This window comes from Geodermatophilus obscurus, from assembly GCF_900143215.1.
Taxonomy (GTDB): Bacteria; Actinomycetota; Actinomycetes; order Mycobacteriales; family Geodermatophilaceae; genus Geodermatophilus; species Geodermatophilus obscurus_A.
Genome location: NZ_FRDM01000036.1, coordinates 13,779 through 39,046 on the forward strand (window position 1 = coordinate 13,779; position 25,268 = coordinate 39,046).

A 25,268-nucleotide genomic window follows, 5' to 3' on the forward strand; every position below is an offset into this window, starting at 1 on the left:
AGAACGGACGCGGTGCCGGGCTGGGCAACGGTCGAGGCGGCGCCGGTCCCGACGACGTCTCGCACTCCGCCGGAGGCCGCCACGCGGGTGTAGGAACGCGGCCATGACCGAACCGGACCGCGCGCTCTTCCTGGTCGTCACCATCAAGCCGCGGAAGGATCGGCGGGCCGAGGCCGAGGAGCAGCTGCAGTCCATGCGGCGGCAGACCCTCACCGAGCCCGGCTGCGTCTTCATGCACCTCGTGCAGCCGCAGGACGATCCGGACAACTGGGTGATGCTGGAGATGTTCCGTTCCCGTGCTGCCTGGGACGAGCACATGCAGCAGCCCTACAACACCGAGGGCAACCGCATCCTCGAGGGCCTGCTCCGCGAACCGTCGGAGCTGCGGCTGATGGACGAGAAGTAGCGGCTCCCACCGATCCAGGCGGCGCGGGCCCGGGTGGAATGTGCCCCGGCTGGCCGCTACTCTCGCTGGGCGCGCTGTGATCGGGGTCACAGAGATCCTCTTTCCCGCGTCGGCGAGGGGTGGATCCCATGGCCCGACCGTCCGCAACTCAGGAGCAACCGAACGTCGGTGGACCGGCGAACGCGGGGCTGGTCTATCCGGGCCTCAAGGTCCCGTTCATCCTGCTCATCGCCTGCTTCGCCGCCTGGGGATCGGCGGCGAACCTCACCGACGTGCTCGTCGGCGTGTTCCGGCAGATCTTCACGATGTCGAACTTCCAGTCCGCGCTGGTTCAGTTCGCCTACTACGGGGCCTATTTCGCGCTCGCCATCCCCGCTGCCCTGATCAATCGGCGGTTCGGGTACAAGACCGGTGTGCTCGCCGGTCTGGGGTTGGCCACGCTCGGCGGGTTCCTCTTCATCCCGGCGAGCCAACTGCTCGCCTACGGGTTCTTCCTCGTCGCGCTGTTCGTGCTCGCGGCCGGGCTCTCCATCCTCGAGACCTCGGCCAATCCCTTCGTGATCGCGATGGGTCCCGAGGTCAGCGCCACCCAGCGGTTGAACCTCGCGCAGGCGTTCAACCCGGTGGGTGCGAACGTCGGTGTCCTGCTGGGGGCGGTCCTCATCCTGCCCCGCATCACGAAGGACGAGGAGAAGGCGTCCATGACGCCGCAGGAGCTGGGAACGGCTCAGGAACAGGACCTGTCCCTGGTGCTCGGCCCCTACCTCGGGATCGCCATCGCGCTGCTGATCATCTGGGTGCTCATCGCCCTCCGGAAGATCGACACGCCGGACGAACACGTCCACTTCGGACTGGAGCAGACGTCGGGCGGGGCAGCCAGCCGCCTCTGGCACAACCGTCACTACCGCTTCGGCGTGGCCGCCCAGTTCCTGAACGTCGGTGCGCAGGTCTGCGCGTGGTCGTTCACCATCCAGTACGCCATGGACGTGGTGGGTGTCTCGGAGGACACCGCGGGGTGGTACCTGCAGGCCAGCCTGATCGTCTTCCTCATCGCACGCTTCGTCATGACCTACCTGCTGGGCGTCTTCCGGCCGACGAAGCTGCTCTTCGCCATGGCGGCGCTGGGCGTCGTGCTCTCCCTGGTGGCCGTGTTGTCGCCCAACATGCTCGGCCTGATCGCCGTCGTGGGCATCTCCCTCAGCTTGTCGCTGATGTTCCCGACGATCTACGGGGTGGCGCTGCAGGGGCTGGGCCCGGACACCAAGTTCGGCGCCGCGGGACTGGTCATGGCCATCCTGGGAGGAGCGCTCCTGCCGCCGGCCCAGGGCCTCATCATGGACGTGGCCGACACGAACATCGGCTTCCTGGTCCCCGCGGTCTGCCTCGCGTTCGTGGCGGCGTACGCGCTGTTCGACCTCCGGTCCTCCCGGCACGGTGGTCCCCTGGTGACCGAGGGCGCCGCGCACTGAGCGGGTGGGCTGTCCCGGCCTGCCGACCTCGGGTACCGGTGCACCGTTCTCGTCGATGGGAGAAGGCGGATGTTCGTGGTGGTCGGGGAAGCACTTGTCGACCTCGTGGGACAACGGGGCAGTCGAACGCTCGTTGCGCACCCGGGCGGGAGTCCGGCCAACGTCGCGCTCGGGCTCGCCCGACTCGGGGATCAGGTCACCCTGATGACGCGCCTGGGCCGGGACTCCTTCGGGGAGCTGGTCTCCGCGCACCTGAAGGCGAGTGGCGTCCGGGTCGAGGCCGGGCCTGATGCCGGCGCCAGGACGAGCCTGGCCGTGGCCAGCCTGGCCGCGGGGGTCGCCTCCTACGACTTCCGCATCGAGTGGGACATCGGTGACCTGGCCCCCCTCCCGGTCGAGAGCCGGTGCGTCCACACCGGCTCGTTGGCGACCGCACTGGCGCCCGGTGCAGCCCGAGTGACGAAGCTCCTGGAACGAGAGCGCGAGCGGGGGAGGGTGACCATCTCCTACGACCCCAACGTGCGTCCCGCCCTGCTGGGTACGCCGGAGGAAGCCAGGCCCGCGATCGAGCACCTCGTGTCCCTCTCGGACGTGGTCAAGGTCAGCGACGAGGACCTGCGCTGGCTCTACCCCGATCGTCGGGACGAGGACGTGGCCGAGGCCTGGCTGGCGCTGGGCGCCCCGCTCGTCGTCGTGACCCGCGGCGGGAAAGGCGTCTTCGCGGTCACCGCCCACCTGGAACTGGACCTCCCCGCGACCCCGATCGACCTCGTCGACACCGTGGGCGCGGGTGACTCCTTCACCGCGGGGCTCCTGGACGGGCTGGGGCGTGCGGACCTGCTCGGTGGAGTCCGCCGGGACGCCCTCGCGAGGATCGACGAGTCGAGCTTGATCAGCGTCCTGGACGAGGCCAGCCTCATCGCGTCGATCACCTGCTCGCGTCCGGGTGCCGATCCGCCGACCTGGGCCGAGGTGGAGACCGCCCGCGCTGCCCGGCCGTCGACAGGGCAGTCCATCCCGCGCTGACCACGCCGTCGAGCAGTCCTCCGGCTGGGGGTCGGTGCGTCAACCGGCTCGGACGGACCTGTACACCGCCACCGTGCGCTCGGCGATCGTCTCCCACGAGAAGTGGTCGACTGCGCGGCGGCGCCCGGCATCCCCCATCGCCGCCGCGCGGGACGGGTCTTCGAGCAGTTGCGTGATCGCCGCGGCGAGGTCGCCGGTGAACCGGGCGGGGTCCAGGGGCGCGCCGCTGCCGTCCGGCACCTGCTCGATCGGCACGAGCAGTCCCGTCTCGCCGTCGGCCACGACCTCGGGGATGCCACCGGTCGCCGTGGCGACGACGGCGGCGCGGCAGGCCATGGCCTCGAGGTTGACGATGCCCATCGGCTCGTAGATCGACGGGCAGACGAAGACGGTGGTGTGGCTGAGGACCTGGATGACCTCGGGCTTGGGCAGCATGTCCGCGACCCACACGACACCGTTCCGCATCCCGCGCAGTTCCTCGACCAGGGCCGTCACCTCGGCGCTGATCTCCGGGGTGTCGGGCGCGCCGGCGAGCAGGACCAGCTGCGCGTCCGCCGGCAGGTCCCGCGCGGCCCGCAGCAGGTAGGGCAGCCCCTTCTGCCGGGTGATCCGGCCGACGAACACCACGCTGGGTCGGTCCGGGTCGATGCCCAGGCGGGCCAGCACGCCGGTTCCCTCGTCCGGTGCGTACTCCGTCGTGTCGATGCCGTTGTGGACCACCGTGACCCGGTCCGGGTCGATGGCCGGGTAGGCGGCGAGCACGTCGCGGCGCATCCCGGCCGACACCGCGATCACGGCGTCGGCGGCCTCCAGCGCCGTCCGCTCCGCCCAGGAGGACAGCGCGTAGCCACCGCCGAGCTGCTCGGCCTTCCAGGGCCGGAGCGGCTCCAGGCTGTGGGTGGACACGACGTGCGGGACTCCGTGCAGGAGCTTGGCGACGTGACCGGCCAGGTTCGCGTACCAGGTGTGGCTGTGCACGACGTCGGTGCCCGCGCAGCCCGCCGCCATCTCCAGGTCGACGCCGAAGGTGCGCAGTGCCGGGTTGGCACCCTCGAGCCCGGTCGGATCGGCGTAGGCCGTGACGCCTGCCTCCTCCCGCGGCGCCCCGAAGCAGTGGACGCGCACGTCGACGTGCGGGCGCAGCTCGCGAGCCAGGTACTCCACGTGCACGCCTGCGCCGCCGTACACCTCCGGCGGGTACTCGCGGGTAAGCAGGTCGACCCGGAGGCCGTTGCCGGTGGGCGGGGGAGCGGCGTCGGCCGGTGTGTCCTGCGTCACGCGCCGACCATAGGGCCGGACGTCGACGATGACCCTGGTTGCCGACCTGGATGAGGTCTACGTTCCGCGATTGTGGCGACTGACGTGCTTGCGATGGTGCTGGCCGGTGGCGAGGGCAAGCGGCTGATGCCGTTGACCGCGGACCGGGCCAAGCCGGCCGTGCCGTTCGGCGGCATGTACCGCATGATCGACTTCGTCCTGTCCAACCTGGTCAACGGCGGCTACCTCAAGCTGGTCGTGCTGACCCAGTACAAGAGCCACTCCCTGGACCGGCACATCAGCAAGACGTGGCGGTTGTCCACGCTGCTGGGCAACTACGTCGCCCCGGTGCCGGCGCAGCAGCGGCTGGGCCCGCGCTGGTTCGCCGGGTCGGCGGACGCGATCCACCAGAGCATGAACCTGATCAGCGACGAGCGGCCGGCGCACGTCGTCGTCTTCGGCGCGGACAACATCTACCGGATGGACCCGCGGCAGATGGTCGCCCAGCACATCGCGTCCGGCGCCGGCGTGACCGTTGCCGCCATCCGCCAGCCGCTGGCGATGGCAGACCAGTTCGGAGTGATCGAGGTCGACGAGGGCGGCCGGAGGATCTCGGCGTTCCGGGAGAAGCCGACGGACGCGCACGGCCTGCCGGACGCCCCGCACGAGGTGTTCGCCTCGATGGGCAACTACGTGTTCACCACCAGCGTGCTCGTCGACGCCCTGACCCGCGACGCGGAGGATCCGGAGAGCAAGCACGACATGGGCGGGAGCATCGTGCCGATGCTCGTGGAGCGCGGCGAAGCGGGGGTGTACGACTTCCGGGACAACGACGTCACGGGCCAGCGGCAGACCGAACGGGGGTATTGGCGCGACGTCGGGACCCTGGACAGCTTCTACGACGCCCACATGGACCTCATCTCGGTCGATCCCGAGTTCAGCCTGTACAACCCGGAGTGGCCGATCCTGACCAGCCAGGACCCGTGGCCGCCGGCGCGGTCGGTGCACGGCTCGGCCGGCCGCGTCGGGATGGCGACGGAGTCGCTGCTCTCGCCGGGGTCCGTCGTGTCGGGCTCCTCCGTGAACCGGTCGGTGCTGTCCCCGGGAGCGCACGTGCACTCCTGGGCCCAGGTCGACTCCTCGGTCCTCATGCAGGGCGTGCAGGTCGGGCGGAACGCGGTGGTGCGCAACGCCATCCTCGACAAGGACGTCGTCGTCCCCGAGGGCGCGAGGGTCGGTGTGGACATCGACCGCGATCGCGAGCTGTACACGGTGTCCGACAACGGGATCGTGGTCATCGGCAAGGGCCGGGAGGTCGTGGTCTGACCGTCCCGGCGAGGTGGGCCACCGGCTCCCCCGAGCGTCCGGCGGCCGCGCTCGACACGGGGGACCGATCGCATCCCAGGCGGTCCGGAATGGGGGTTCCCGAGGGAACGGGCCGGAGGACCTGGTCGACGTCGCACGGTCGGTGACGGCGTACTACACCGAGCACTCGGATCCGGGCGACCCCGGTCAGCAGGTGCCGGTCGGCCGACTCCACCACCGTGGCCGCCGTCTCCATGCCCTCGGCGATCATCCGCACCTCACCGAGGACCTCCTCGAATGACCGCGCCCCATGAGCCGGCGCCGAGCACAACCCTCAGCGACGCTCCTCCTGACCGCTCCGTCGCGCGTGCGACGCCCAGCCCGGTGCCGATCACGCCCGGTCAGGATCCTGGCGGACGAGCCGCCACCACTGCAGGAGGCCCACCAGCGGCTCGGGTCCGCAGGCCCGGGACGGGGGATCCGCAGGCGGTCGGACGCCCCCCGCCGTGTGCTCAGATGCCGGTCTCGGCCGGCAGCACGCCCCGCTGGACGGAGCTCACCAGGTCGGCGTGATCGCGCTCGGTCTGATCGGCGTACGCGCGGGCGAACCGGCAGAGCGCCTCGCGGACCTTCGAGCCACCTCCGAGGTAGCCCGCGATCATCGACGCCCCGCTGGTGCGGGCGTGCCCCTTGGCGAGCAGGTACCCGCAGAGCCCCGCGTACGAGGTGAGTGCGCGGGCGTCGATGCCCACGACGGTGATCGCGCCTTTCATGTCGCGGAACTGGCGGACGTAGTACTGGACGGCGCCGACGCTCGTCCAACCGAGGAGTGGGTCGCTCACCGTCTGCACCGCCTGCTGGTACTCCACGACGCGCTGGCCCTGGTGGGCGTGCCAGGCCGACTCGCCGTGCACGAAGGGGGCGACCACCGATCGCCTGGCCTGCTTCAGCTGGAGGAACAGCACGTCGTCGGCGCTGCTGCCTTCGCAGAGGGCCACCCATGCGCGGAGCCCGACCGAGCCGACGCCCACCACCTTGTGGGCGATGTCGACCAGGCGGTAGCCGCCCACGATCCTCGCCCAGTGCGGCGGCAGCGTCGTCAGGTAGGCGTCCAGCGCTTCGGCCAGCTGCTCCGCCTCGGCCTGCTGAGGGCGGGTGAGCAGCGGCGGCTCGGTCACAATCCTCCGCGCACCGTCGTGCTCCTCGGTGATCCGGGGCAGCGCCCGGTCACTGGTGCGTTTGCGAGCTCGACGGGCCGACGTCTCGATCTCGGCGCGCAGACCCGTTCCGGGCGCCGTCCGCAGCAACCGGTCGACGTCCAGGTACTCGTACGAGCGGGTGAGGAGCGGTTGTTCGGCCAAGGCCGCGATCTGCAGCCGGTACTCCTCGACGCACCGCCCCACCGCCTCCCCGCATGCAGCCTCCGACGCCCCGTTCTCCCGGCCCGCCACCCACACGCTCGTGGTGAGCCGTCGCAGGTCCCACTCCCAGGCACCGGGGTGTGCTTCGTCGAAGTCGTTGAGGTCGAACACGAGGTCGCGTGCGGGGGAAGCGTAGAACCCGAAGTTGCCGAGGTGCGCGTCGCCGCAGACGACCGGCGTGATCCCCGTGGCCGGCAACCGGGCGAAGTCGGTGGCGTGCACGTTGGCGGCTCCCCGGAGAAAGGCGTAGGGAGAAGCGATCATCCGCCCGATGCGCACGGGGACCAGCCAGTCCAGCCGACCCTCGTTCGAACGGATCACCTGGTCGACGACGTCCTGTCGGTCGTGTGGGGGAGTCCAGTACCCGAGCGCGGAGCGTGGTGCGCTCCGGCGCAGCTGACGGCCGAGCGTGTACCGCGCCGCGCGCGGAGGGCCGCTGTGCCGCAACGATGAGAACCCGCGGTCGTCGGCCGACGCGAGAACCGTGTGCGCCCGGGGCTTCCCGTGGTCGACGGTCACCTGTGGAGCCTCACAGGGAATCGGACCGAGAACCAGTGGGCGGCCCCCCGACCCCAGGTCCTGGACGGTGGGCTGGCCACGTGCCTCCCTCGGGAGCTCGGCGACAGCGGACCGTTCCTGCACGACGAGGACTGCGACGCGGTCACGCAGGGCCTCAGGAGCCCCGACGGCAGCACACCCCTGGCTCCTGAGCTCCAGGAACACCGGGGCGATGCTGTGCCACCGGCGGCTCAGCGTGGGGCCACCCGGAAGACGGGCCAGCCGATCTCGGTGCGCCAGGCGGCCGGGTCGGTCGTGTCGCGGGGACCGACCAGGTAGGTCTCCCGCACCGGACCCGCGACGGCGAGTGCGTTGGTCACGACCCAGGCGCCGAGCTCCCCGTAGGTGACGCCGATGTCGTCGTGCTGCCCGACGTGGGTGGTGACGGCCAGCTCGACGGCCGGCAGGGTCACGGGGTGGACCCGCCCGCTGCGCGGCGGCTCCGTCGTCGGCCGGTACAGGAGCAGGTGTCCCCGGCCGGTCTCGAACAGCGCGTTGTCGTACAGCCCGCCGGGGACGCCGGTCGGGTCGCCGACCACCGCATCGAGCTCGGCCATGGCGCCCGAGTACCAGGCGAGCACGTCCTCGTGGTCGACGTCGTCCTCGACGGCCGCCACCGTGCTCGCCGGCACGGCGCGGAGCTCGACGTCCAGGGGAGGGGGTGCCGGCTGAAACAGGCGGCGCAGGGACGCCACGGCGGCGCGGGTCCGGTCCAGCTCCGACTCGAGGCGCTCCAGGTGCTGGGCCACGAGCGCGCCGCGGGCGCTCGGGTCGGGGAGGCGGAGGAAGCGCTGGACGTCGGGCAGCGGAACGTCGAGCTCGCGCAGGCGGTGGATGACCTGGGCGGTCGGGATCTGGTCCGCGCTGTAGTACCGGTAACCGCTCGCGGGGTCCACGGTCGCGGGCTCGAGCAGCCCGGCGTCGTGGTAGCGGCGGAGCGCGCGCACACTCAGATGGGTCAGCCGGGAGAACTCACCGATCGCCAGCACGCGAGCACTGTGCACCCTCTCCCCGGGGGAGGGTGCAGTGCTTGACCCTCCCGGTGCGGGAGGCCACACGGTCGGGGCATGACCACGCCGACCAGCATCCAGCCCAGCGAGCTCCCTGCCACGATCCGCGGCTTCCTCGCCGCCCACGCGGCCCGCGACGTCGACGTCGCCATCCGCGCCTTCACTCCCACGGCCATGGTCGTCGACCAGGGCCGGACCTTCCGCGGGAGCGACGAGGTCCTCGGCTTCCTGCGGAACGCCGGAGCCGAGTTCACGTACACGACCGAGCTCGTCGGCGTGCAGCGCATCGACGGGACACGGTGGGTGGCCGTCAACCGCCTGGAGGGTGACTTCCCCGGCGGCGTCGCGGAGCTGCAGTACCGCTTCGCGATGGACGGCGACCTCATCGCCGAGCTGGTCATCGCCCCCTGAGCGTCATCGCCCCCTGAGCGGGAGGCCCTCCGCGAACCCGCAGCCTGCCGGCTGCGGCGTCGGACCCGGGCGGCCAGGCCGCCCACGACTGGAAGAGGAATCAACCCGTGTCCCTCAGCACCGCAGCGCCCCGCACGGACGCGCCGAAGCCCACGGTCGTGCTCGTCCACGGCGCCTTCGCCGACTCCTCCAGCTGGAACGGCGTGATCGCGCAGCTCCGAGGTGACGGCTATCCGGTGATCGGGGTGGCCAACCCGCTCCGGGCCCTGCCCGGCGACGCCGAGTACCTCTGCAGCGTCCTGGACAGCCTGGACGGGCCGCTCGTGATCGCGGGCCACTCCTACGGCGGCAGCGTGATGAGCGAGGCCGCCGACGGGAACCCGCGGGTGGGAGCGCTCGTGTACGTCGCCGGCTTCCTCCTCGACGAGGGCGAGGGCACCGGCGAGCTGGCCGGGAAGTTCCCCGGCAACGAGCTCGGGTCGGCGCTGCGCCCGGTGGCCGTCGCTGGTCCCGACGGGCGGACGGTGAACGACCTGTACATCGAGCAGGGAGAGTACCGGCAGGTCTTCGCCGCGGACGTGCCGGAGGACGTCGCAGCGGTCATGGCTGCCACGCAGCGGCCCATCGTCGCCGACGCGCTGGAGGGGAAGGGGACGAAGGCGGCCTGGAAGACCATCCCGTCCTGGACCGTGGTCACGGGCCAGGATTTCGCCGTCCCGGCCCGGTCACAGCGCTTCATGGCCGAGCGTGCGAAGTCGCACATCGTCGAGGTCGACGCCTCGCACGCCGTGACGGTCTCCCAGCCCGACGCGGTCGCACGGGTGATCGACACGGCCGCCCGCGCGACGGCCGGCTGACCGGACGCCGACCGCCCACCCGACCGCCCACCCGGCCGCCCCGCCGCCGGATGCCACAGGGCGGGGCGGGCCTCGAACCATCCGGAGCCAGGATGCCGACGCTCGATGCATCGGGGGCTTCGCCCTCGGGGTCTCGGGTGCCCTGAGGGCGATCTGCCGCGACTTCGAGATGGTGCACAGCGATCCACGCGGTGCTGCCACGGGCGAGCCTGTAGCGGCGCGCCCTGGGGACAGGACCGACCTGCTCGAACAGTGCCGGCGCAGCAGTCGTGGACGCCGGCGTGAGGCGGGAGCCGTCAGTCCGCTGTGGTCGCGCTCGCCGGTGCCGGAGGTGTCGTCGGGATCGCACATGGCCGATCGCGGGCCGTGACGACGGCCCGAGTCCTCGCGGATCAGGGATCGGGGACCGGGCGTGTCGCAGGACGATCGGCTCGGCCGTGTCCCGCTGCTCTGCCGGCAGGCCGGACTCGGTGACGACGTCGGGCAGGACGGACCGAGAGGATGACGACGCCACCACGGTCCTCTCGATGGCGATCGAGAGCTCCGGACACCTCCGGACCGCCGCACGGCTCGTGGCCCGCCCTCGCACCCCAGCCTCTGTCTCAGCAGCAGCCCTGGGCCACGGGGTGTCCCGGGCGTCGAACGACGTCGGAGCGTGAAGACGACAGGGGAGAGGCATGACGATGCTCGCGCGATCCCGGCGGAGAGCCACCGCACTGCTCGTTTCCGCAGCCATGGTCGGGTCGGCCTTCCTGCTCACCGCGGCGGCCCAGCCGTCGGACGGCAACGGCTGGCAGGTGGGCCAGCCGCGGCTGACGACGCCGTGGACCGACCAGGTCTCACCGAGCAACGCGCTGCCCGAGTACCCGCGGCCGCAGCTGGCGCGGGCCCGTTGGCAGAACCTCAACGGGGTGTGGCAGTTCGCCGGTGCCTCAGCGGGGGAGGCGCCGCCCGTCGGCGAGGACCTCGCCGAGAGCATCCTGGTGCCTTACCCGATCGAGTCGGCGCTGTCCGGCATCGAACGGCACGAGGACCACATGTGGTACCGGCGGACGTTCGAGGTCCCGGCGTCCTGGCAGGTCGGAGACGGTCAGCGGCTACGTCTGCACTTCGGCGCCGTCGACCACGCCGCCACCGTGTGGGTGAACGGCGCCGAGGTCGCCGAGCACAGCGGCGGCTACACCGCGTTCTCCGTCGACGTCACCGATGCCCTGGCGCCCTCGGGTCCTCAGGAGATCGTCGTCGGTGTCGAGGACCGCACCGACGCGACGTGGCAGCCGGTCGGCAAGCAGCGGAACGTCCCGGACCGCGGCATCTTCTACACCGGCTCCTCCGGCATCTGGCAGACGGTGTGGATGGAACCCGTTCCCGACCGCGCGTACGTGGCGGACCTCGACACGGCCACGGACGTCGATACCGACACGCTCGCGCTGACCGTGGACAGCGGCGGGAACGCCTCCGGCCTCACGGTCCAGGCCGTGGTCATGGACGGCGACGTGCAGGTCGCGACCGCGGAGGGAGCGCCCGGCCGGCCCCTGGACGTGCAGGTCCCGGACGCCCACCTGTGGTCACCCGACGACCCGTTCCTCTACGGGCTGGAGGTGACCCTGCGGGACGGCGACCAGGAGGTCGACCGGGTCGGGTCCTACGTCGGCATGCGGGAGATCGGGACCGTGCGAGGCGCGGACGGCCGCCTCCGCATCACGCTCAACCACGAGGTCCTCTTCCTGATGTCGACCCTGGACCAGGGCTTCTGGCCGGACGGCATCTACACCGCACCGACGGACGAGGCGCTGCGGTTCGACGTGGCCGCGGCCAAGCGCCTCGGGTTCAACGCCATCCGCAAGCACATCAAGGTCGAACCGGCCCGCTGGTACCACCACGCCGACACGCTCGGCATGCTGGTGTGGCAGGACATGCCGTCCATGCGGACGGGCGGGATCCCGCCGCCGGACGCGCAGGCCGAGTTCGAGCGTCAGCTGCACGAGGTCGTCGACCAGCACGACAGCTGGACCTCGGTGATCGGGTGGATCCCCTTCAACGAGGGCTGGGGCGAGTGGAGCAGGGAGGCCACCGGGCGGATCGCCGACTCGGTCGCGGTCCAGGACCCGACCCGGCTCGTGAACGCCCACAGCGGCGTGAACTGCTGCGCCTCGCACGGCGACAGCGGCCGCGGCGACGTCATCGACTGGCACGCCTACACCGGTCCCGCGGACCCCACGCCGGACGACCACCGCGTGGCGGTCGACGGTGAGCACGGCGGGTTCGGGCTCGAGGTACCCGGCCACATGTGGTTCGAGGACGGCCACGGGTACCAGATGGCGCAGGACGGCGACGAGCTCACCAGGCTGTACGTGGAGAACCAGCGCGAGCTGATCCCGATCGCGCAGCAGCGCGGCATCAGCGGCGCCGTCTACACCCAGATCACCGACATCGAACACGAGGTCAACGGCTTCCTCACCTATGACCGGCGGGTGGAGAAGATGCACGTCGACCAGGTCCGGGCGGTCAACGACGCGGTCGTCCGCAACGCGAACCGCCCCGCTGTCGCGCCGACGACCACCGACCCCGGCACAACCGTCCCCGCCGGTGTGCACGCCTCCGGCGAGGGCCACGACCAGGCTCGGTGACGGCCTGCTGGTGTGATCGTCCAGGGGGCCGTGGGGACGCCGTTCCACATGCAGTCAGCCGACGGGAGAGCAGAGCCCCGACAGCAGAACACCTCCAATTCCTGACCTGCGGGAACACCGGGGCGATGCTGTGTTCGAGGGGCGGCACGGTACATACGCACACGGCTGCCCCGGAGAGCATGGGGCACGCCGACGGCCAGAGGCCTTCAGCGCCGTCCCCCAAGCTTCCGCGGGGCCGGGATCAGCAGGCCCACGACTGCCGCCGGCAGGAGGCGAGGCCGCGAGTCCTGGCGAGCTGGCTCTCTGCCCGCCGCGCCCACACGTCGTGCTCCATGCGACGCCGACCGCCGCCGGCGCGCGCACGGACGAGCCTCCGCCCCGAATGCACCGCAACGTCGATGCGGCCCGCACCGACGACTACCCGGCCCGGGCCGAGCGGACGTGTCACCACTCCCCGGCGAACGCGACAACCGATGATTCCGGCCCGCGGCCGCAGTCGATCCGGTGGTCGACGCGGGAGGAGCGGACTGTGATGACCGGGACGAAGCAGACCCCGTTGTGGGTGACCGGCGGCGTACGGCAAGGCGGCCTGCCGGCCATGACGGATGAGTCGTGACATGGCAGCGATCGCGGACGTCCGGCCGCTGGGCGCCGAGCTGGAGCGCTCGTATCAGGTGTACGTACGCGGCAGACTGAAGTTCCGCGTCAAGCGGATCGTCTACGTGGCCTTCTCCCTGGACGAGAGCGTGATGGGCTTCGCGTTCCCCAAGGAGGAGCGGGAGCTGCTGGTCCTGAGCGAACCGCACAAGTTCCAGCTGCCGACGGCGTCGGATATGCGCTTCAACTGGGTCCACGCCGAACTCGCGGCATTGGACCCCACCGAAGCCCGCGAGCTCGTCGTCGACGCTTGGCGCATGGTCGTCCCCAAGAAGCTCTCGGGCGCCTACGACGTGAGTCATCCCATCGGCCCGGGGTGAAGCCCGGGTCTGTGTCAGTCGACGGAGAGCCCTGCTCGGAGGGGTGTGAACCCGGCTCGGCGAGTCGTCACCTTTCTCAACCTCTCGGTTGACCACGACCGAAGACCGCGCTAACCTGGTACTCAACCGATAGGTTGAGAACGACGATGGCCGACCCGGCATGACCTCGCACGTACACCGGGGTCGATGAGGGCTTCGACAAAGCTCGACGATCTGCTCGCGAAAGGGACTGACATGACATCCGCCCTCACGAGTCCGGCCCGGCGGCATGCCTACGACGCGGGCCGGTTCACCGAGCTGGTCGAGTCAGCCTCGGCCGACGACTGGGCTCGATCCAGCCCGGTCGCGGAGTGGACGGCCCTGGACATCGTGAAGCATCTGGTCGAGTGGTCCCGCGGCTTCCTCGAGGGTGCCGGGATCGAGCTTCCAGCCCTGGACGTCGAGGCTGACCCCCTGGCCGCTTGGAAGCAGCACGTCACCGACATCCAAGCTGTCCTTGACGATTCCGCCGGACGGGTGCTCAGCAACCCGCACATTGGCGACAAGCCCGTGGCCGAGGCGATCGACCAGTTCTACACCGGAGACGTCTGGATGCACTCCTGGGACCTCGCCAAGGCGCTCGGTCGCGAGCCCGATCTGGGCCAGGAGCGCTGCCGCGCCGCGCTGGCGGCCATGGAGCCGATGGAGCAGCTACTGCGCGACAGCGGGCAGTTCGGCCCCGCCGTGCCCGTCGACCACAATGCCTCCCCGCAGGACGAGCTGATCGCCTTCATCGGCCGCGACCCGGCCTGGCAACCCGATGGCGGCTCGTCACAAACGGCAGGCTGAGTTCGTCATCGACGATCAGGTTGAGCATGCGCTCATCGAGCACTGCGGCCCTTGACAATGCAGCCGCGTCGGTTCCCCGAACGACACCTGCGAACAACGGCGCAAGAGACAGAACCCGCTGAAGGCGGTCGTCCCGCCCACCTTGTGCCGGGCGCTCCGGGCGGCCCGACGCTGCGACGACGTCCCGGGCGGCGGGCCGCCATCGTGTCGTCGCGGGCAGTGTGGATGACATGGCTGATTCCTTTCCCGTGGTCGTGGTGACTGGTGCGAGCGGATTGGTGGGCTCCGCGGTGTGCCGGGCGCTCGTCGAGCGGTCGGCGCCGGTTCGCGCCGGTGTCCGCCGCCCTGGCAGCGCGCCTGCACTCGACGGAGTCACCAAGCACGTCGGCGACTTCGCCGACGAGTCCCTCGCACGTGCGGTGACCCAGGGCGCCGACGCCGTCGTCACGACAGTCCACCCGATGGATTCGTCCCGAGCGGTGCAGCATCGGGTGGGCGTCGAGGGCACGCCGGTCGTCGCTCGGGCGGCCCGGGACGCCGGCGTCGCCCGGCTCGTCCACGTGTCCACCGCCGGGGTCTACGACCGCTCGGCCGGCGTCGGGGACGTGGCCGAGAAGGCACCCCTCCTGCCGGAGGGGAGCGGCGACCACGCCGACACCAGGAACGCCACCGACACCGCGCTCGCGCGGGTGGGCGGGCTCACGACCGTGCTGGTTCGCCCGCCGGCGATTCCGGGCCCCGGGGACACGTCGGTCTGGAACACGTTGCGACCGCGTGAGACTCGCGGTGGTGAGCGCGGGGTGAACCCGGCCAAGACCTGGGCCTGGGCGCACGTCGACGACCTGGCAGCCCTGGTCGCGGACGTCGCCACGGGCGCCGTCGCGACCGCCGACGACCCGGAGCGAGGCCCCGTGGCCGGCGGTACGACCCCGGTCATCGTCGCGGGCGAGCCGGCGACGTGGCGGGACTACCTCGGCACGGTGACCGACGCGCTAGGCGTCGCGCCCGAGTGGACCGACGAGCCGGTCTGGACCGGGCAGCTGCTCACGAACCGCGCGCGGGGGTGGGGCTGGGCGCCGCGGGTGAGCCTCGCGGGAGCCATGGACGAGCTGCGGCAGGGACTGATGACACGTTCGTGACAGCGGCTGGGGCACCAGACGAGTATCGGCACCCCAGTGCCTCCACCCGACCCGGGGCGGTTCAGTCTGCGGCACCCATCTCGACACCCGACCCGCAGGACCTAACGAAGCACTGCTAGAGCCGGCCCAGGTAGGTGAGGGTGAGGGAGGACGAAGGCCCGTGACCGGGAGGGGACGTCGCCTCTGGGCCCCGCCCTGCGCTCCTGATCACCTGTTGGTTCCGACAGATGGGCAACTGCGTGCAGGGCTGGTGTCAGAGGGGCAGGCCATGGACACGATCGTCACCACCACGCACGGCCAGGTCCGCGGGATCACCACCGACGGGGTGTGCGCCTTCCTCGGCATCTCCTATGCCGCACCGCCGGTCGGCGCCAACCGCCTCCGGCCACCGCGACCCGTCCAGCCGTGGACCGGTGTCCGCGACGCCACCGTCATCGGTCCGGAACCGCCCCAGCCGCAGTTCCCCCGCGAGGACCCCAGCGGGATGCTGTTCGACCCGGCCGTCCCGGGCGATGACTGCCTGAACCTCAATGTCTGGACGCCCGACCCCGGCAGCTCGGGGCTGCCGGTCATGGTCTGGAGCCCCGGCGGCTCGTTTCACTTCTCCTCCGGTGGCAGCTACGACGGCAGCCGTTTCGCCCGCGACGGCGTCGTCTGCGTGACGATGAACTGGCGCACCGGCGCCGACGGCTTTCTCTACCTGGGGGACGGCGACGACGGCGCCAACCTCGGCCTGCTGGACCACCTCGCCGCACTCACCTGGGTGCAGGAGAACATCAGCGCCTTCGGGGGCGACCCCGACCGGGTCACCCTGTTCGGCGAGTCCGCCGGGGCGATGTCCATCGGCGTCCTGCTGTCCATGCCGCGGGCCGAGGGCCTCTTCCGGCGGGCCGTGCTCCAGAGCGGCGCGGCCCACCACGTCATGCCGGCGGCCGAGGCGGCGCGGATCGGTGCGCGGCTCGCCGAGGTGCTCGGGGTGCCGGCCACCCGGGAGGCCATCGCCCACGTACCGGTGGACCGCCTGCTCGAGGCGCAGGCGCGGATCGACGCCGAGGTGCTCAGCGCGCCGGACCCGGCGCGCTGGGGAACGGAGGTGGTGGCCAGCACCATGCCGTTCCACCCGGTCGTCGACGGCGACGTGGTGCCGACGCTGCCGATCGACCGGATCGCCGCCGGTGCGGGTGCGGACGTCGACGTGCTGGTGGGCACCAACTCCGACGACTGGCGGATGTTCCCCGTCCTGGGCGGCTTCATCGACCAGGTCACCGAGGAGGCGCTGGCCGGGCCGGTGGAGACCTACGGCTCGTGGAGTCTCGCCGCCTTCGGGCTGACGGCCGAGACGGCGCTGCCCGCCTACCGGGCAGCCCATCCCGGCAGCAGTCCCGGCGACATGCTCGCGGCCGTGCTCACCGACTGGTGGGTCCGCGTGCCCGCCCTCCGGCTGGCCGACGCGCACGCGCCCGCGCCGGCGTCGACCCACGCGTACGAGTTCGCGTGGCCCTCACCGGCCTTTGGCGGGCGCCTGGGCGCCTGCCACGCCCTGGAGATCCCCTTCGTCTTCGACACCCTGGACCTCGGCCGCCGGCAGATGCTGGGCGGGGCGCTGGGGGACAGTCCCCCGAAGCAACTCGCCGACACGATGCACCGCGCCTGGATCGACTTCGCGTCGCGGGGTGATCCGGGGTGGCCGCGCTACGACCTCGAGAGGCGGGCGGTCATGCGCTTGGACGTCACGTCATCGGTGGTCGACGATCCCTACGCGCGGGAGCGGCATCTCTGGGCAGGGGTGCGCTGACGAGTCGCGGAGGCACCCGGTCTCCGCGAGCACGGCGCGTGTCGATCCACTGAGGGGACTACGTGCCACGGCGACACGTCCGCTTCGCCCGTCGGCTCATCGACTCCGGGGTCGACCTGGTGCACGGGCACTCCTCGCACCATGCGCGGGCGATCGAGCTCTACCGCGGCCAACTGGTGCTCCACTGCTGTGGTGACCTCGTCGACGACCATGAGGGCATCGCCGGTCGTCGCGATGGACGACGCGCTCGTGCTCCGGCCGGCTCGTTGAGGGGGCGGACCCTGCATGCCGCGGTCGCATCCCGGTCGCTCCGGCTGTGCCGGTGTCACGGCTCCAGGCACTCCGGGATGGAGTCCACCGCTCCGGTGGGTCGCTCGGTCCGGCCCTGCGGGTCGTAGACCTTGACGACGTCCACCGTGTCGAACTAGCAGCAGCGGGAAGATCTCCCCGGCGATCGACACGGTCGGCCCGCCGCTGCTGCAGCCACCGGCCAACCGCACCCGGGCGATCTGCTGGCTGAGGCTCAGGTCCGAGAATCCGGTCGCACCGGAGGCCAGGAACTGCAGCCCCCGGGCCTGCTCGGCCGGCGTGGGCCCGGCGAAGAGCCGGTCCATCACCCCGGTGGCCGGCGTCTGCGGAAGCCCGTCCGGCACTGGGACGACCCACCGGCCGGGGACGACGGCGTACTCGGCCCAGCCGCCCACGATCGTCAGGGCGGCCACGCGGTCGCCCACGCGGACCTGGTCGACTTCGGAACCCACCGACTCCACCACGCCCACCACGTCCCATCCGGGGACGAAGGGCGCGCGCCGGCGTTCGGGGTGCAGGCCCTGGCAGGTCAGCAGGTCGGCGTAGCTGATCCCGGCCGCCTCCACCCCGATCCGGACCTGGCCCGGCCCTGGCGGCCGGACGGACCAGAGGCGGACCTCGAGGACTTCGGGGCCGCCGTGCCGGGGCGCGACGACGGCTCGGCCCGACACCGGCTCGGCCGTGGCGGCCCGCGGCGCAGGCCGGGCCGTGGAGATCCCGGCCCCTGGCGGAGGGCCGTCACATCTGGAGATGGGCCGGTGTGCCGGTGGACTGCTCGACGTCCTCGGTGGCGGCCTGGAGCAGCCGGTGGCTCAGGTCCGAGAGCGCTCGTGCGACGGCGATCTCGTCGCCGATCTCGGGCACGTCACGGTCGGCGGGGTCCAGCCGGGCCAGGCCCACGCCGGTCATCCGGTCGGTGTCCCGGGTGTGCAGCCGGGCGACCGCGCGGGTGTGCCCGTCGTGCTCGTCGATGTCGATGCTGACCGTCCACTGCTTGACCTCGCCCACCTCTGTCCTCCCTCGTTCGGAATCCGTGCACCGACGATTCGCGCCGGCAGGCCGTCCCGACGCGGCCGAACGGCCACGGGGAACGGGGCCGTTGGCCCCTCAGGGCACCCGGCCGTGCACCAGACAGGTCGCCCCCGCGACCCGGGAGCGGGCGTTGGGCGCTTGCCTGCAGACCTCGTCGAGCACCTCACCGGCTGCGCGCGGTTGGTCGCCAGGAAGGGCGTAACGGCGCCAGGGCAGCGGGCTCGAACACGGAGTCGGCCAGCTCGGTGCCCAGCCGGGCGAGGAGCGGGGTGGTGTCCAGCTCGAACTCGACCCACACCTGCTCGCCGTCCTCGTGGACCAGGTCCGCTGCCATCCGACCCCGCTGGCAGACCGCCGTCACGCCGCCGTTGTCCGCTCCAGCTCCCAGGCCGGCGGTCCGGCCCCCGGAGGTCCGGCAGGGGCGGTCTCGACCCGTGCCGCCTCGGGCCGGGCGGCGGGCTCGCGTCCTCCCTGCCGCCTCCGCCGTGCGTACCGCAGCCAGGTGCCGACCCCGCCGTGGACCCGGGCGCTCCCCGGGAGGACCCCTCGGCGGAGAGGACTGCCGGCTTCTCGTGGTGGGCGCACGCCGCCTCGCGGAGCATGAACGCCCGGTTGAGCGCCACGGAGTCCTCCTCCAGCTGTCGGTCGCCCGTCACTCTGCTGGCGGGTCGGCCGGCGCACGCCAGTCCCAGGGCCGCAGCCGGCGAGGACTTACGGCCTTCCCCGGGTTTCCGTCGACGGGGCAGCGCGCTCGACGATCCGGAAGACGGGGTACCGGCCGGCGACCGCCAGCAGTTCCTCGTCGCTCGGATCTGCACCGACCCCGAAGTAGTGGCGTGCCACCTGGGTGCGCCGGCGAGGCGCGTGCAGCAGGTAGGCGCGCAGGACCGCCGGGCGCTGCTCGGTCGGCAGCTCGACGAGCGTGGCGGCCCGGCGGTCGCGCCGGCCGAGGACGACGTGCCCTCTCGCGGCCCGGACGTTGCGCACCCAATCGGACTCCCCGGCCAGGGCCACCAGGTGACGATGCCCGTCGTGCACCGTGGTCAGCAGGGTGGTCGTCCGGATTGTGCCCGTCCGACGGCCGGGCACCTCGAGGTTGACGACGTCGCCGGGGCTCCAGCCCAGCCGGGTGAGCACGTGGGCGAGCCACTGCATGCGCCGGTAGGCCGCCGGAGGCCGCCGGTAGCTGCCGGGAGAGCTGTAGCGCACCTCGCGGAAGAAGCCCTCCGTGGCGCGGAGGGGCCGGGCCATCCGCTGGTCGAGGGCCCGCAGCTCCGCCGCGATCCCGGAACAGGTCAGGGGCCGGCCGTGGCCGGGCGCGAGGACGGCCGGGTCCAGCTCGGCGAGCCGGGCCACCGACGCCCGGGCCCGTGCCCAGTCCCACGTCGTGATCCACGGCGGGCCGAAGGCCCCGTACCGGCCGCCCGCAAGGTTCCGTATGGAATTGGTGTCCACGGTGAGGACGGCGTCCCCAGCGATCAGCACCCGGTCGGCGGGCCGGAGGAAGGCGACGGAGCCTGGGGTGTGCCCGGGTGTCGGGACGCAGCGCCAGTCGGGTAGGCCCGGCACCGCGCCGTCGGGATCGAACGGCGCGACGACGTCGGCCAGCGGGTCGCGGCGCCCGTCCGGCCGCCGGGGCAGCAGCCGGAGCAACGGGGCCAGCACGTAGCGGTCGATCGGGTTGGCGGAGCCGGGCAGGATCTCCCCCGCCGCCGGGGGGATCTCCGCCGGGTGCACGTGCACCGGCACCCCCCACACCCGGGCCAGCTCGTACGCCGCGCCGGAGTGGTCGGGGTGGACGTGGGTGAGCAGCATCGCCGCCGGACGCGTCCCGGGCCCGAAGACGGCCTCTGCGGCGGCCCGGATGGTTGGCGCCCGCGACGGCCGAGCGGCATCGACCAACACCCACGAGGAGCCGGAGGCGACGAGGTACACGTTGGACTCCCCGAGGAACCGTCCGGTCCGCAACCGGTACACGCCAGCGGCGGCCTCCTCCAGCAGCGCCCGAGGCGCGAGCGCTGCCGACCGGTCCGGCTGCCCCGCAGTGCCCACGGCTCCTCACCTCCGACCCCACGGTCGGTGGGAGGCGCGGCGTCCCGGATCGGACCTTGGTCCTGACCTGGTCGGGCCGTTCGTCGTGATCGGCGCTGCCACGACCGACGGGGGTGGGACGTCCGGGGACGTAGGTCGCTGGCAGAAGGGACCTCCGCTCGGTGCGCCGCGAGGCACCGGTGCTCGAGCATCGATCGCGCCGGGACTCCGGGAGCGGCCCGGGGCGCGGCTGACCGAGGAGTGGTCCGCATGATGGGCTGGTACGACTGGGGTCACATGAGTGGTTGGGGCTGGGCGGCCAGCATGATCGGCACTCTGCTGTTCCTGGGACTGATCGCACTCGTCGCGTGGTTGGTGGTCCGCGCCGTTCGACGCCCTGGGGATGGCTTCTCCCGGCCCACCTACACGGCCGGGCAGGACACGGCCGAGCGACTGCTCGCCGACCGGTTCGCCCGTGGCGAGATCGACGAGGACGAGTACCGCAGGCGGCTGGCCACGTTGAGGGGTGTGGGCACCGGCTCCGGTTGAGATCCCGGGCACGTGGTCGCCGGCGACGGCCACGACCCCCGCGACCGGACGGTGACCGAGGGGCGGACCGCAGCGTCCCGCCGGCCGGCGGGGGCCGGAGGTCCCGCGGCCGGTGACCATCGACCCCGGACACGCCCCGCGGGCGTCCTCGATCGTCGACTCAGGAGCCCGGCGACAGGCCGGACCGCGATCGAGGGGTGCACATGACCGGACTCGAGGACATGCGCGGCGGCCCGCCCGGTGCCGGGTCCGCCGAGGACCCGGGTCGACCTCGAGGCCGAGGAGCTCCTCCCCGGTGTGTGCGAAGAAGTCGTCGAAGCCGGTGACGAAGAACCCGACGACGCCGACGACGGTGTAGACGGCGGCGACCACCGGTGCCAGGGCTTGCGGCCACGCCATGGCTCGGCGACCGGTGCCGGTGCTGTCCCGTCCGTACATGTCTCCTCCTCGATGACCCACGGTGGGGACCCCAGGACCCCAGTACGCGCCGCTCCCGGGGCGGGGTCGGAGGACTCGGTCACCAGCGCCGAGGACCTGCGTCGTGAACGCGAGAGTGCCGTCGGTCCGTCCGGGCCATCGGCGTCGACACCAGGAGGACGGGAGCAGTCATGGGACGACGGAGGACGGCGCCGCTACGGTACGACGCTGCCCACGGTCGGGACCGGGGAGCCGAGGACGTGACCCAGTCGGCCGTGGCGGCGCTGGTCTACGCAGGACTGACCGCGCTGGCCTGGCTGAGGCCCGCCGCCGGACGGCGGGCGCTGGGGCTCTTCTTCGCCGTCATGGGCCTCGGGGTCAACGGCACCCTCACGGTGGTGGCGCCCGAGCAGTTCGCCGTACTGGCGAGGCGGGCTCCGTGGGGGTGGTACCGGCGAGTCGGCCGGGCGCTCACCGAACCGGCGCCACGGGCGTTCGGTGCCGCGATGACCGTTGGCGAGTCGGCGCTGGCCGCGGCGGTGCTGAGCCGCAGCCCGGCCGCCCGGCTCGGGCTGGTCGGCGCGGCGGTCTTCTGCGTCGGGACCACGCCGCTGGGTCGCTACACCATGGCCAACCCGATACTGGCCGCCGCAGCCCTGCACCTGGCTCGCCGTCCCTGGCCGACCGCCGCCTTCGTGCCGTGAGGGCTCCGCGGGTGGCCGGTGAGATCCTCATCGACCGCCCGGGCGACGTGGTGTTCGACGTCGTCGCGGACCAGTGCAACGAACCGCGGTGCAACCCGGCGGTGTCGCGCGCCGAGCAGCTCACCGCGGGTCGCCTGGCGTGGGGACGAGGTTTCCGGGTGCTGCACCGGACCATCCGTGGATCGGTGGAGATGGCCGTCGAGCTGACCGGGATCGACCGCCCCCACCGCATCGCCTCCACTACGCGGACGCCCGTGGGAGACGTCCGCGGCGCGGTCACCTTCGTAGCCGAGGGAGCCGGTACGCGGATGCGCTGGGAGGGGCTCAAGCGATACCTGGAGAGCGGGTGCCCGACGTCCCCTGAAGTCCCGGGCAGCCCCTGCCGGGCAGGGACGTCAGTCCGGAACGGGGGGCGCTACGGCGTGGGGTGCTGGAACCGCGGCCCGTCGGCCTGACGCGCCTCCTAGCTGTACCTACCCGGGGACCGCGAGAGGGCTCAGGAGTCGTCCAGGAGGGTGATCGTGCCCGCGCCGCCGTCCACCCGCACCCGCTGGCCGGTGCGCAGGCGCCGGGTCGCGTCGGGCACCGTGGCGACGGCGGGGATGCCGTACTCGCGGGCCACGATCGCTCCGTGGGAGACGACGCCACCGACCTCCATCACCAGTGCTCCGGCGAGGTGGAACAGCGGCGTCCAGCCCGGGTCGGTGCTGGCGGCGACGAGCACCTCCCCGGGAGCCAGCGTGGCGCCCACCGGGGAGTCGAGGACCTGTACGACGCCCTCGTGCACTCCCGGTGACACCCCGGTGCCGACGAGGGTGCCGGGTGCGCTCTGCGCGGGTGCGGCCGGGGCGTACACCGTCTCGCCGTCACTGGTCAGGACCAACGGGACGGCCCGCCGGCCGAGCTCCCGCTCGTACTCCCGGCGCCCGCGGTCCGCGCGCTCGCGCAGGTCCGGCGCCGTCCCCTCCACGCCGGCGCGCAGGTCGGCCGGGTCGAGGAAGAAGACGTCGTCGGCACCGTCGAGGCGCCCCGCCGCCACCAGGGCCACACCGACCTGCTGCAGCAGGCCGCGGCCGAGGGCGAGCACGCGCACCAGGTCGAACTTGGGCCGCTCCCGCAGCCCGCCCAGGGCCCGGTAGCGGACGAGCACCGCGCGTAGCACCAGTGCGGGGAGCCGGCCGCGGGCGCGGCGGGCCGCGGCGACCAGGTCCCGGACGGCCGCTTCGGCCTGCTCGGCGCCGCGCTGGTGCCGGGCGAGCAGCTCGGCCGGGTCGCCGGCCGCGAGGTAGCCGCGGACGAGCTGCACCACGTAGGACGGGTCGTCACGGAACCGTGGCAGACCCAGGTCGATCTCCCGGTCCGGTGCCCGGTGCCCAAAGGCGGCCAGGAACTCCGCCGTGCCGGGCGCGGTCGGGGACGGCTCGACGCCCGCCTCGCGGCAGGTCTGCGCCAGTCGTGCGAGTGCGGCGCCCATGGCGAGCGTCGGGTCGGAGGGCAGCCAGCGGCGCACCGGTTCCAGTCCGGTCGCGGAGCCCAGCCACCGCTCGCAGAGCCAGGCGGCCAGCGCGCCGGAGATCAGGCCCACGTACAGGGGCGGCAGCTGGGACCAGGCCACGTCGAAGGTGCGCCGGGGCAGGTTCTCGAGGACGAAGTTGACCTGCTCCCGCGGCCCCGCCAGGCCCGCGGCCTCCTGCCGCACCCGCTGCACCTGGTCGTCCGCGCGGGCGAGCAGCCTCCGCCGGGCGCGGTCGGGGGCGACGGTTGCCGCGAGCAGTCCGGGGACCTCGCGGGCCACCCACACCGACAGCCCGACCGGGAGGACCATCCCGCGAGCGCGATCCAGGCGGTCGCCTTCCCGATCGAGCCACTCACGCAGGGCCGCCGAGGTCGCCGGGTCCTTGAGCGCCATCCGGTCGGCCAGCCGCCGGCCCAGGCGGGGAGAGGCCAGCAGCGGGGTGATGTCGTAGAAGAGCCGCCCGGCCGCCAGGGAGACCCACGGCGGCAGCTCCCGCCGCGGACGGCTCCGGAGAGACCACAGGGATGACACGGCCGTGGCCAGCCCGGCGAAGACGGCGGTACCGGCGGGGGTCAGGGGCTCGGCGATGCCCTGTGAGGCGAGGGTCAGCGGGATGTGCACCCGCAGCCCCGGTCCGGCCGGTGGGCCGGGCGGCAGCGGGAAGAGCGTGGTGATCGGCCGGGACTGCAGGAGCCAGCAACGACCGCTAGCGGTGGCCCACTCCACGTCCTGGGGCGCGCCGGACAGCGTGGCCGCGGCCAGACCGAGGCCGGCCAGGTCACGCAGGCGCTCGGCATCGAGCAGCGGCCCGTCGGGCCCGTCGGATTCGTTCAGGACGGCGCGCGTGCCGGCGTCCAGGACCCACCGCTGGGGTGTCACCCGGCCGCTCACCAGCGCGTCCCCCAGCCCGCGCACGGCCTCGACCACCACCCGGTCTCGGCGTCCGGTGAGCGGATCGGCGGTGAACAGCACCCCGGCGACCTCCGCGGGCACCATCCGTTGGACGACGACGGCCACGGCGGCCTCGGCGTGCGGGGTCCCCTGCCGGGTGCGGTAGGCCAGGGCCCGCGCCGTCCACAGCGACGACCAGCAGCGCCGGACGGCGTCCACCACCTGCTCGGCGACGGTGACGTCGAGCAAGGTGTCCTGCTGGCCGGCGGAGCTCGCCCCGGGCAGGTCCTCCGTGGTGGCCGAGGAGCGCACCGCCACCGCCTGCCCGCCCAGGCGGTGCCAGGCCGCGACGATCGAACCAGCGAGGTCCTCGGGCACCGGCGCGGCCTCGAAAGCCGCCCGCAGTTGCACTGACAGCGCTGTCCGTGTCAGTTGATGGGGTTGGTGTAGCCGGCGTGGGTGAACCAGCCGGCGGCGTCTGCCGGTGTGATCGTGCGCATGGCGGCGGCGATGGCGGCGTCCAGCGCCTGGTGGGTGCGGGCGGCTGCCGCCCGCAGCAGCGCCTTGAGCTTGGCGAAGGCCTCCTCGATGGGGTTGAGGTCGGGTGAGTAGGCGGGCAGGAACACCAGCTGGCAGCCGGCCGCCTCGATGAAGCGACGAGCCCGGGCGCTCTTGTGCGCGGCGACGTTGTCGAGGACCACGACCTGCCCGGGGGTCAGGGTGGGCGCCA

Annotated in this window: 22 protein-coding genes and 2 pseudogenes; 15 read left to right on the forward strand and 9 right to left on the reverse strand. The window is 72.6% G+C overall.

The window, feature by feature from the left end:
• Positions 1-103: 103 nt before the first annotated feature.
• From BUB17_RS20915 to BUB17_RS20925, 3 genes are all read left to right on the forward strand, one after another.
• Positions 104-406 (forward strand): putative quinol monooxygenase, encoded by a 303-nt coding sequence (locus BUB17_RS20915; RefSeq protein ID WP_072920613.1) that lies wholly within the window; start codon positions 104-106, stop codon positions 404-406.
• Positions 407-534: 128 nt separating this feature from the next.
• Positions 535-1,875: an L-fucose:H+ symporter permease gene (gene fucP, locus BUB17_RS20920; protein ID WP_072920614.1), complete on the forward strand. Its 1,341-nt coding sequence runs from the start codon at positions 535-537 to the stop codon at positions 1,873-1,875.
• A 69-nt stretch (positions 1,876-1,944) separates the two neighbouring features.
• On the forward strand, positions 1,945-2,901 hold the full coding sequence (locus tag BUB17_RS20925) for a carbohydrate kinase family protein (RefSeq protein ID WP_072920615.1): 957 nt from the start codon (positions 1,945-1,947) through the stop codon (positions 2,899-2,901).
• A gap of 39 nt (positions 2,902-2,940) precedes the next feature.
• Here the strand turns inward: BUB17_RS20925 and glgA are convergent, their stop codons facing one another.
• Entirely contained in the window at positions 2,941-4,179 is a 1,239-nt protein-coding gene (gene glgA, locus BUB17_RS20930) for a glycogen synthase (RefSeq protein ID WP_072920616.1), read from the reverse strand.
• 72 nt (positions 4,180-4,251) lie between these two features.
• Here glgA and glgC point away from each other — a divergent pair, with 72 nt between their 5' ends.
• Complete coding sequence (glgC, locus tag BUB17_RS20935) at positions 4,252-5,484, forward strand: glucose-1-phosphate adenylyltransferase (RefSeq protein ID WP_072920617.1); 1,233 nt, start codon at positions 4,252-4,254, stop codon at positions 5,482-5,484.
• Between the two features lie 491 nt (positions 5,485-5,975).
• On the opposite strand, the gene BUB17_RS20945 is transcribed toward glgC, so the two are convergent.
• Together BUB17_RS20945 and BUB17_RS20950 are read right to left on the reverse strand one after the other, a co-directional pair.
• Positions 5,976-7,205, reverse strand: a complete 1,230-nt coding sequence (locus BUB17_RS20945) for a DUF2252 domain-containing protein (RefSeq protein WP_244277406.1) — start codon at positions 7,203-7,205, stop codon at positions 5,976-5,978.
• A 428-nt stretch (positions 7,206-7,633) separates the two neighbouring features.
• Positions 7,634-8,431, reverse strand: coding sequence for a MerR family transcriptional regulator (locus BUB17_RS20950; RefSeq protein WP_072920619.1), 798 nt, complete (start codon positions 8,429-8,431; stop codon positions 7,634-7,636).
• Positions 8,432-8,509: 78 nt separating this feature from the next.
• Here BUB17_RS20950 and BUB17_RS20955 point away from each other — a divergent pair, with 78 nt between their 5' ends.
• From BUB17_RS20955 to BUB17_RS28630, 8 genes and pseudogenes are all read left to right on the forward strand, one after another.
• Positions 8,510-8,863 carry a nuclear transport factor 2-like protein gene (locus BUB17_RS20955; protein WP_072920620.1) on the forward strand — a complete coding sequence of 118 codons (354 nt, stop codon included), beginning with the start codon at positions 8,510-8,512 and terminating at the stop codon, positions 8,861-8,863.
• Positions 8,864-8,970: 107 nt separating this feature from the next.
• The gene (locus tag BUB17_RS20960; RefSeq protein WP_072920621.1) at positions 8,971-9,720 is read left to right on the forward strand and encodes an alpha/beta fold hydrolase; all 750 of its coding nucleotides are present in this window, start codon (positions 8,971-8,973) and stop codon (positions 9,718-9,720) included.
• A gap of 677 nt (positions 9,721-10,397) precedes the next feature.
• Positions 10,398-12,350, forward strand: a complete 1,953-nt coding sequence (locus BUB17_RS20965) for a glycoside hydrolase family 2 protein (protein ID WP_208983537.1) — start codon at positions 10,398-10,400, stop codon at positions 12,348-12,350.
• A 617-nt stretch (positions 12,351-12,967) separates the two neighbouring features.
• Positions 12,968-13,327, forward strand: a complete 360-nt coding sequence (locus BUB17_RS20975; protein ID WP_072920623.1) for an MmcQ/YjbR family DNA-binding protein — start codon at positions 12,968-12,970, stop codon at positions 13,325-13,327.
• Positions 13,328-13,513: 186 nt separating this feature from the next.
• Positions 13,514-14,155, forward strand: coding sequence for a maleylpyruvate isomerase family mycothiol-dependent enzyme (locus BUB17_RS20980; RefSeq protein ID WP_244277407.1), 642 nt, complete (start codon positions 13,514-13,516; stop codon positions 14,153-14,155).
• 230 nt (positions 14,156-14,385) lie between these two features.
• On the forward strand, positions 14,386-15,294 hold the full coding sequence (locus tag BUB17_RS20985; protein WP_072920624.1) for an NAD-dependent epimerase/dehydratase family protein: 909 nt from the start codon (positions 14,386-14,388) through the stop codon (positions 15,292-15,294).
• Positions 15,295-15,562: 268 nt separating this feature from the next.
• Entirely contained in the window at positions 15,563-17,089 is a 1,527-nt protein-coding gene (locus tag BUB17_RS20990) for a carboxylesterase/lipase family protein (protein WP_072920625.1), read from the forward strand.
• Positions 17,090-17,151: 62 nt separating this feature from the next.
• Positions 17,152-17,286, forward strand: a pseudogene (locus BUB17_RS28630) (CapA family protein); the annotation flags it as partial.
• Between the two features lie 459 nt (positions 17,287-17,745).
• Here the strand turns inward: BUB17_RS28630 and BUB17_RS28635 are convergent.
• The 4 genes and pseudogenes from BUB17_RS28635 to BUB17_RS21010 form a co-directional block, all read right to left on the reverse strand.
• A pseudogene (locus BUB17_RS28635) lies at positions 17,746-18,069 on the reverse strand (alcohol dehydrogenase catalytic domain-containing protein); the annotation flags it as partial.
• A gap of 67 nt (positions 18,070-18,136) precedes the next feature.
• A complete protein-coding gene (locus BUB17_RS21000) occupies positions 18,137-18,406 on the reverse strand; it encodes a DUF1876 domain-containing protein (protein WP_072920627.1) in 270 nt (89 codons plus the stop codon).
• A 187-nt stretch (positions 18,407-18,593) separates the two neighbouring features.
• On the reverse strand, positions 18,594-18,764 hold the full coding sequence (locus BUB17_RS27055) for a hypothetical protein (RefSeq protein WP_175561438.1): 171 nt from the start codon (positions 18,762-18,764) through the stop codon (positions 18,594-18,596).
• A gap of 377 nt (positions 18,765-19,141) precedes the next feature.
• Positions 19,142-20,482 (reverse strand): MBL fold metallo-hydrolase, encoded by a 1,341-nt coding sequence (locus BUB17_RS21010; protein WP_208983541.1) that lies wholly within the window; start codon positions 20,480-20,482, stop codon positions 19,142-19,144.
• 249 nt (positions 20,483-20,731) lie between these two features.
• Between BUB17_RS21010 and BUB17_RS21015 the strand changes: the two genes are divergently transcribed.
• From BUB17_RS21015 to BUB17_RS27065, 3 genes are all read left to right on the forward strand, one after another.
• On the forward strand, positions 20,732-21,010 hold the full coding sequence (locus BUB17_RS21015; protein ID WP_072920629.1) for an SHOCT domain-containing protein: 279 nt from the start codon (positions 20,732-20,734) through the stop codon (positions 21,008-21,010).
• Between the two features lie 677 nt (positions 21,011-21,687).
• Positions 21,688-22,131, forward strand: a complete 444-nt coding sequence (locus BUB17_RS27060; protein ID WP_072920630.1) for a hypothetical protein — start codon at positions 21,688-21,690, stop codon at positions 22,129-22,131.
• Positions 22,128-22,586 (forward strand): SRPBCC family protein, encoded by a 459-nt coding sequence (locus BUB17_RS27065; protein ID WP_175561439.1) that lies wholly within the window; start codon positions 22,128-22,130, stop codon positions 22,584-22,586. Before BUB17_RS27060 ends, BUB17_RS27065 begins: the two co-directional genes overlap by 4 nt.
• 41 nt (positions 22,587-22,627) lie before the next feature.
• Here the strand turns inward: BUB17_RS27065 and BUB17_RS21030 are convergent, their stop codons facing one another.
• Together BUB17_RS21030 and BUB17_RS27070 are read right to left on the reverse strand one after the other, a co-directional pair.
• Complete coding sequence (locus BUB17_RS21030) at positions 22,628-24,949, reverse strand: PEP/pyruvate-binding domain-containing protein (RefSeq protein WP_072920632.1); 2,322 nt, start codon at positions 24,947-24,949, stop codon at positions 22,628-22,630.
• A 17-nt stretch (positions 24,950-24,966) separates the two neighbouring features.
• Positions 24,967-25,268, reverse strand: a 302-nt coding sequence (locus BUB17_RS27070; protein ID WP_175561440.1) for a transposase, incomplete at its 5' end; no start/stop codon positions are given.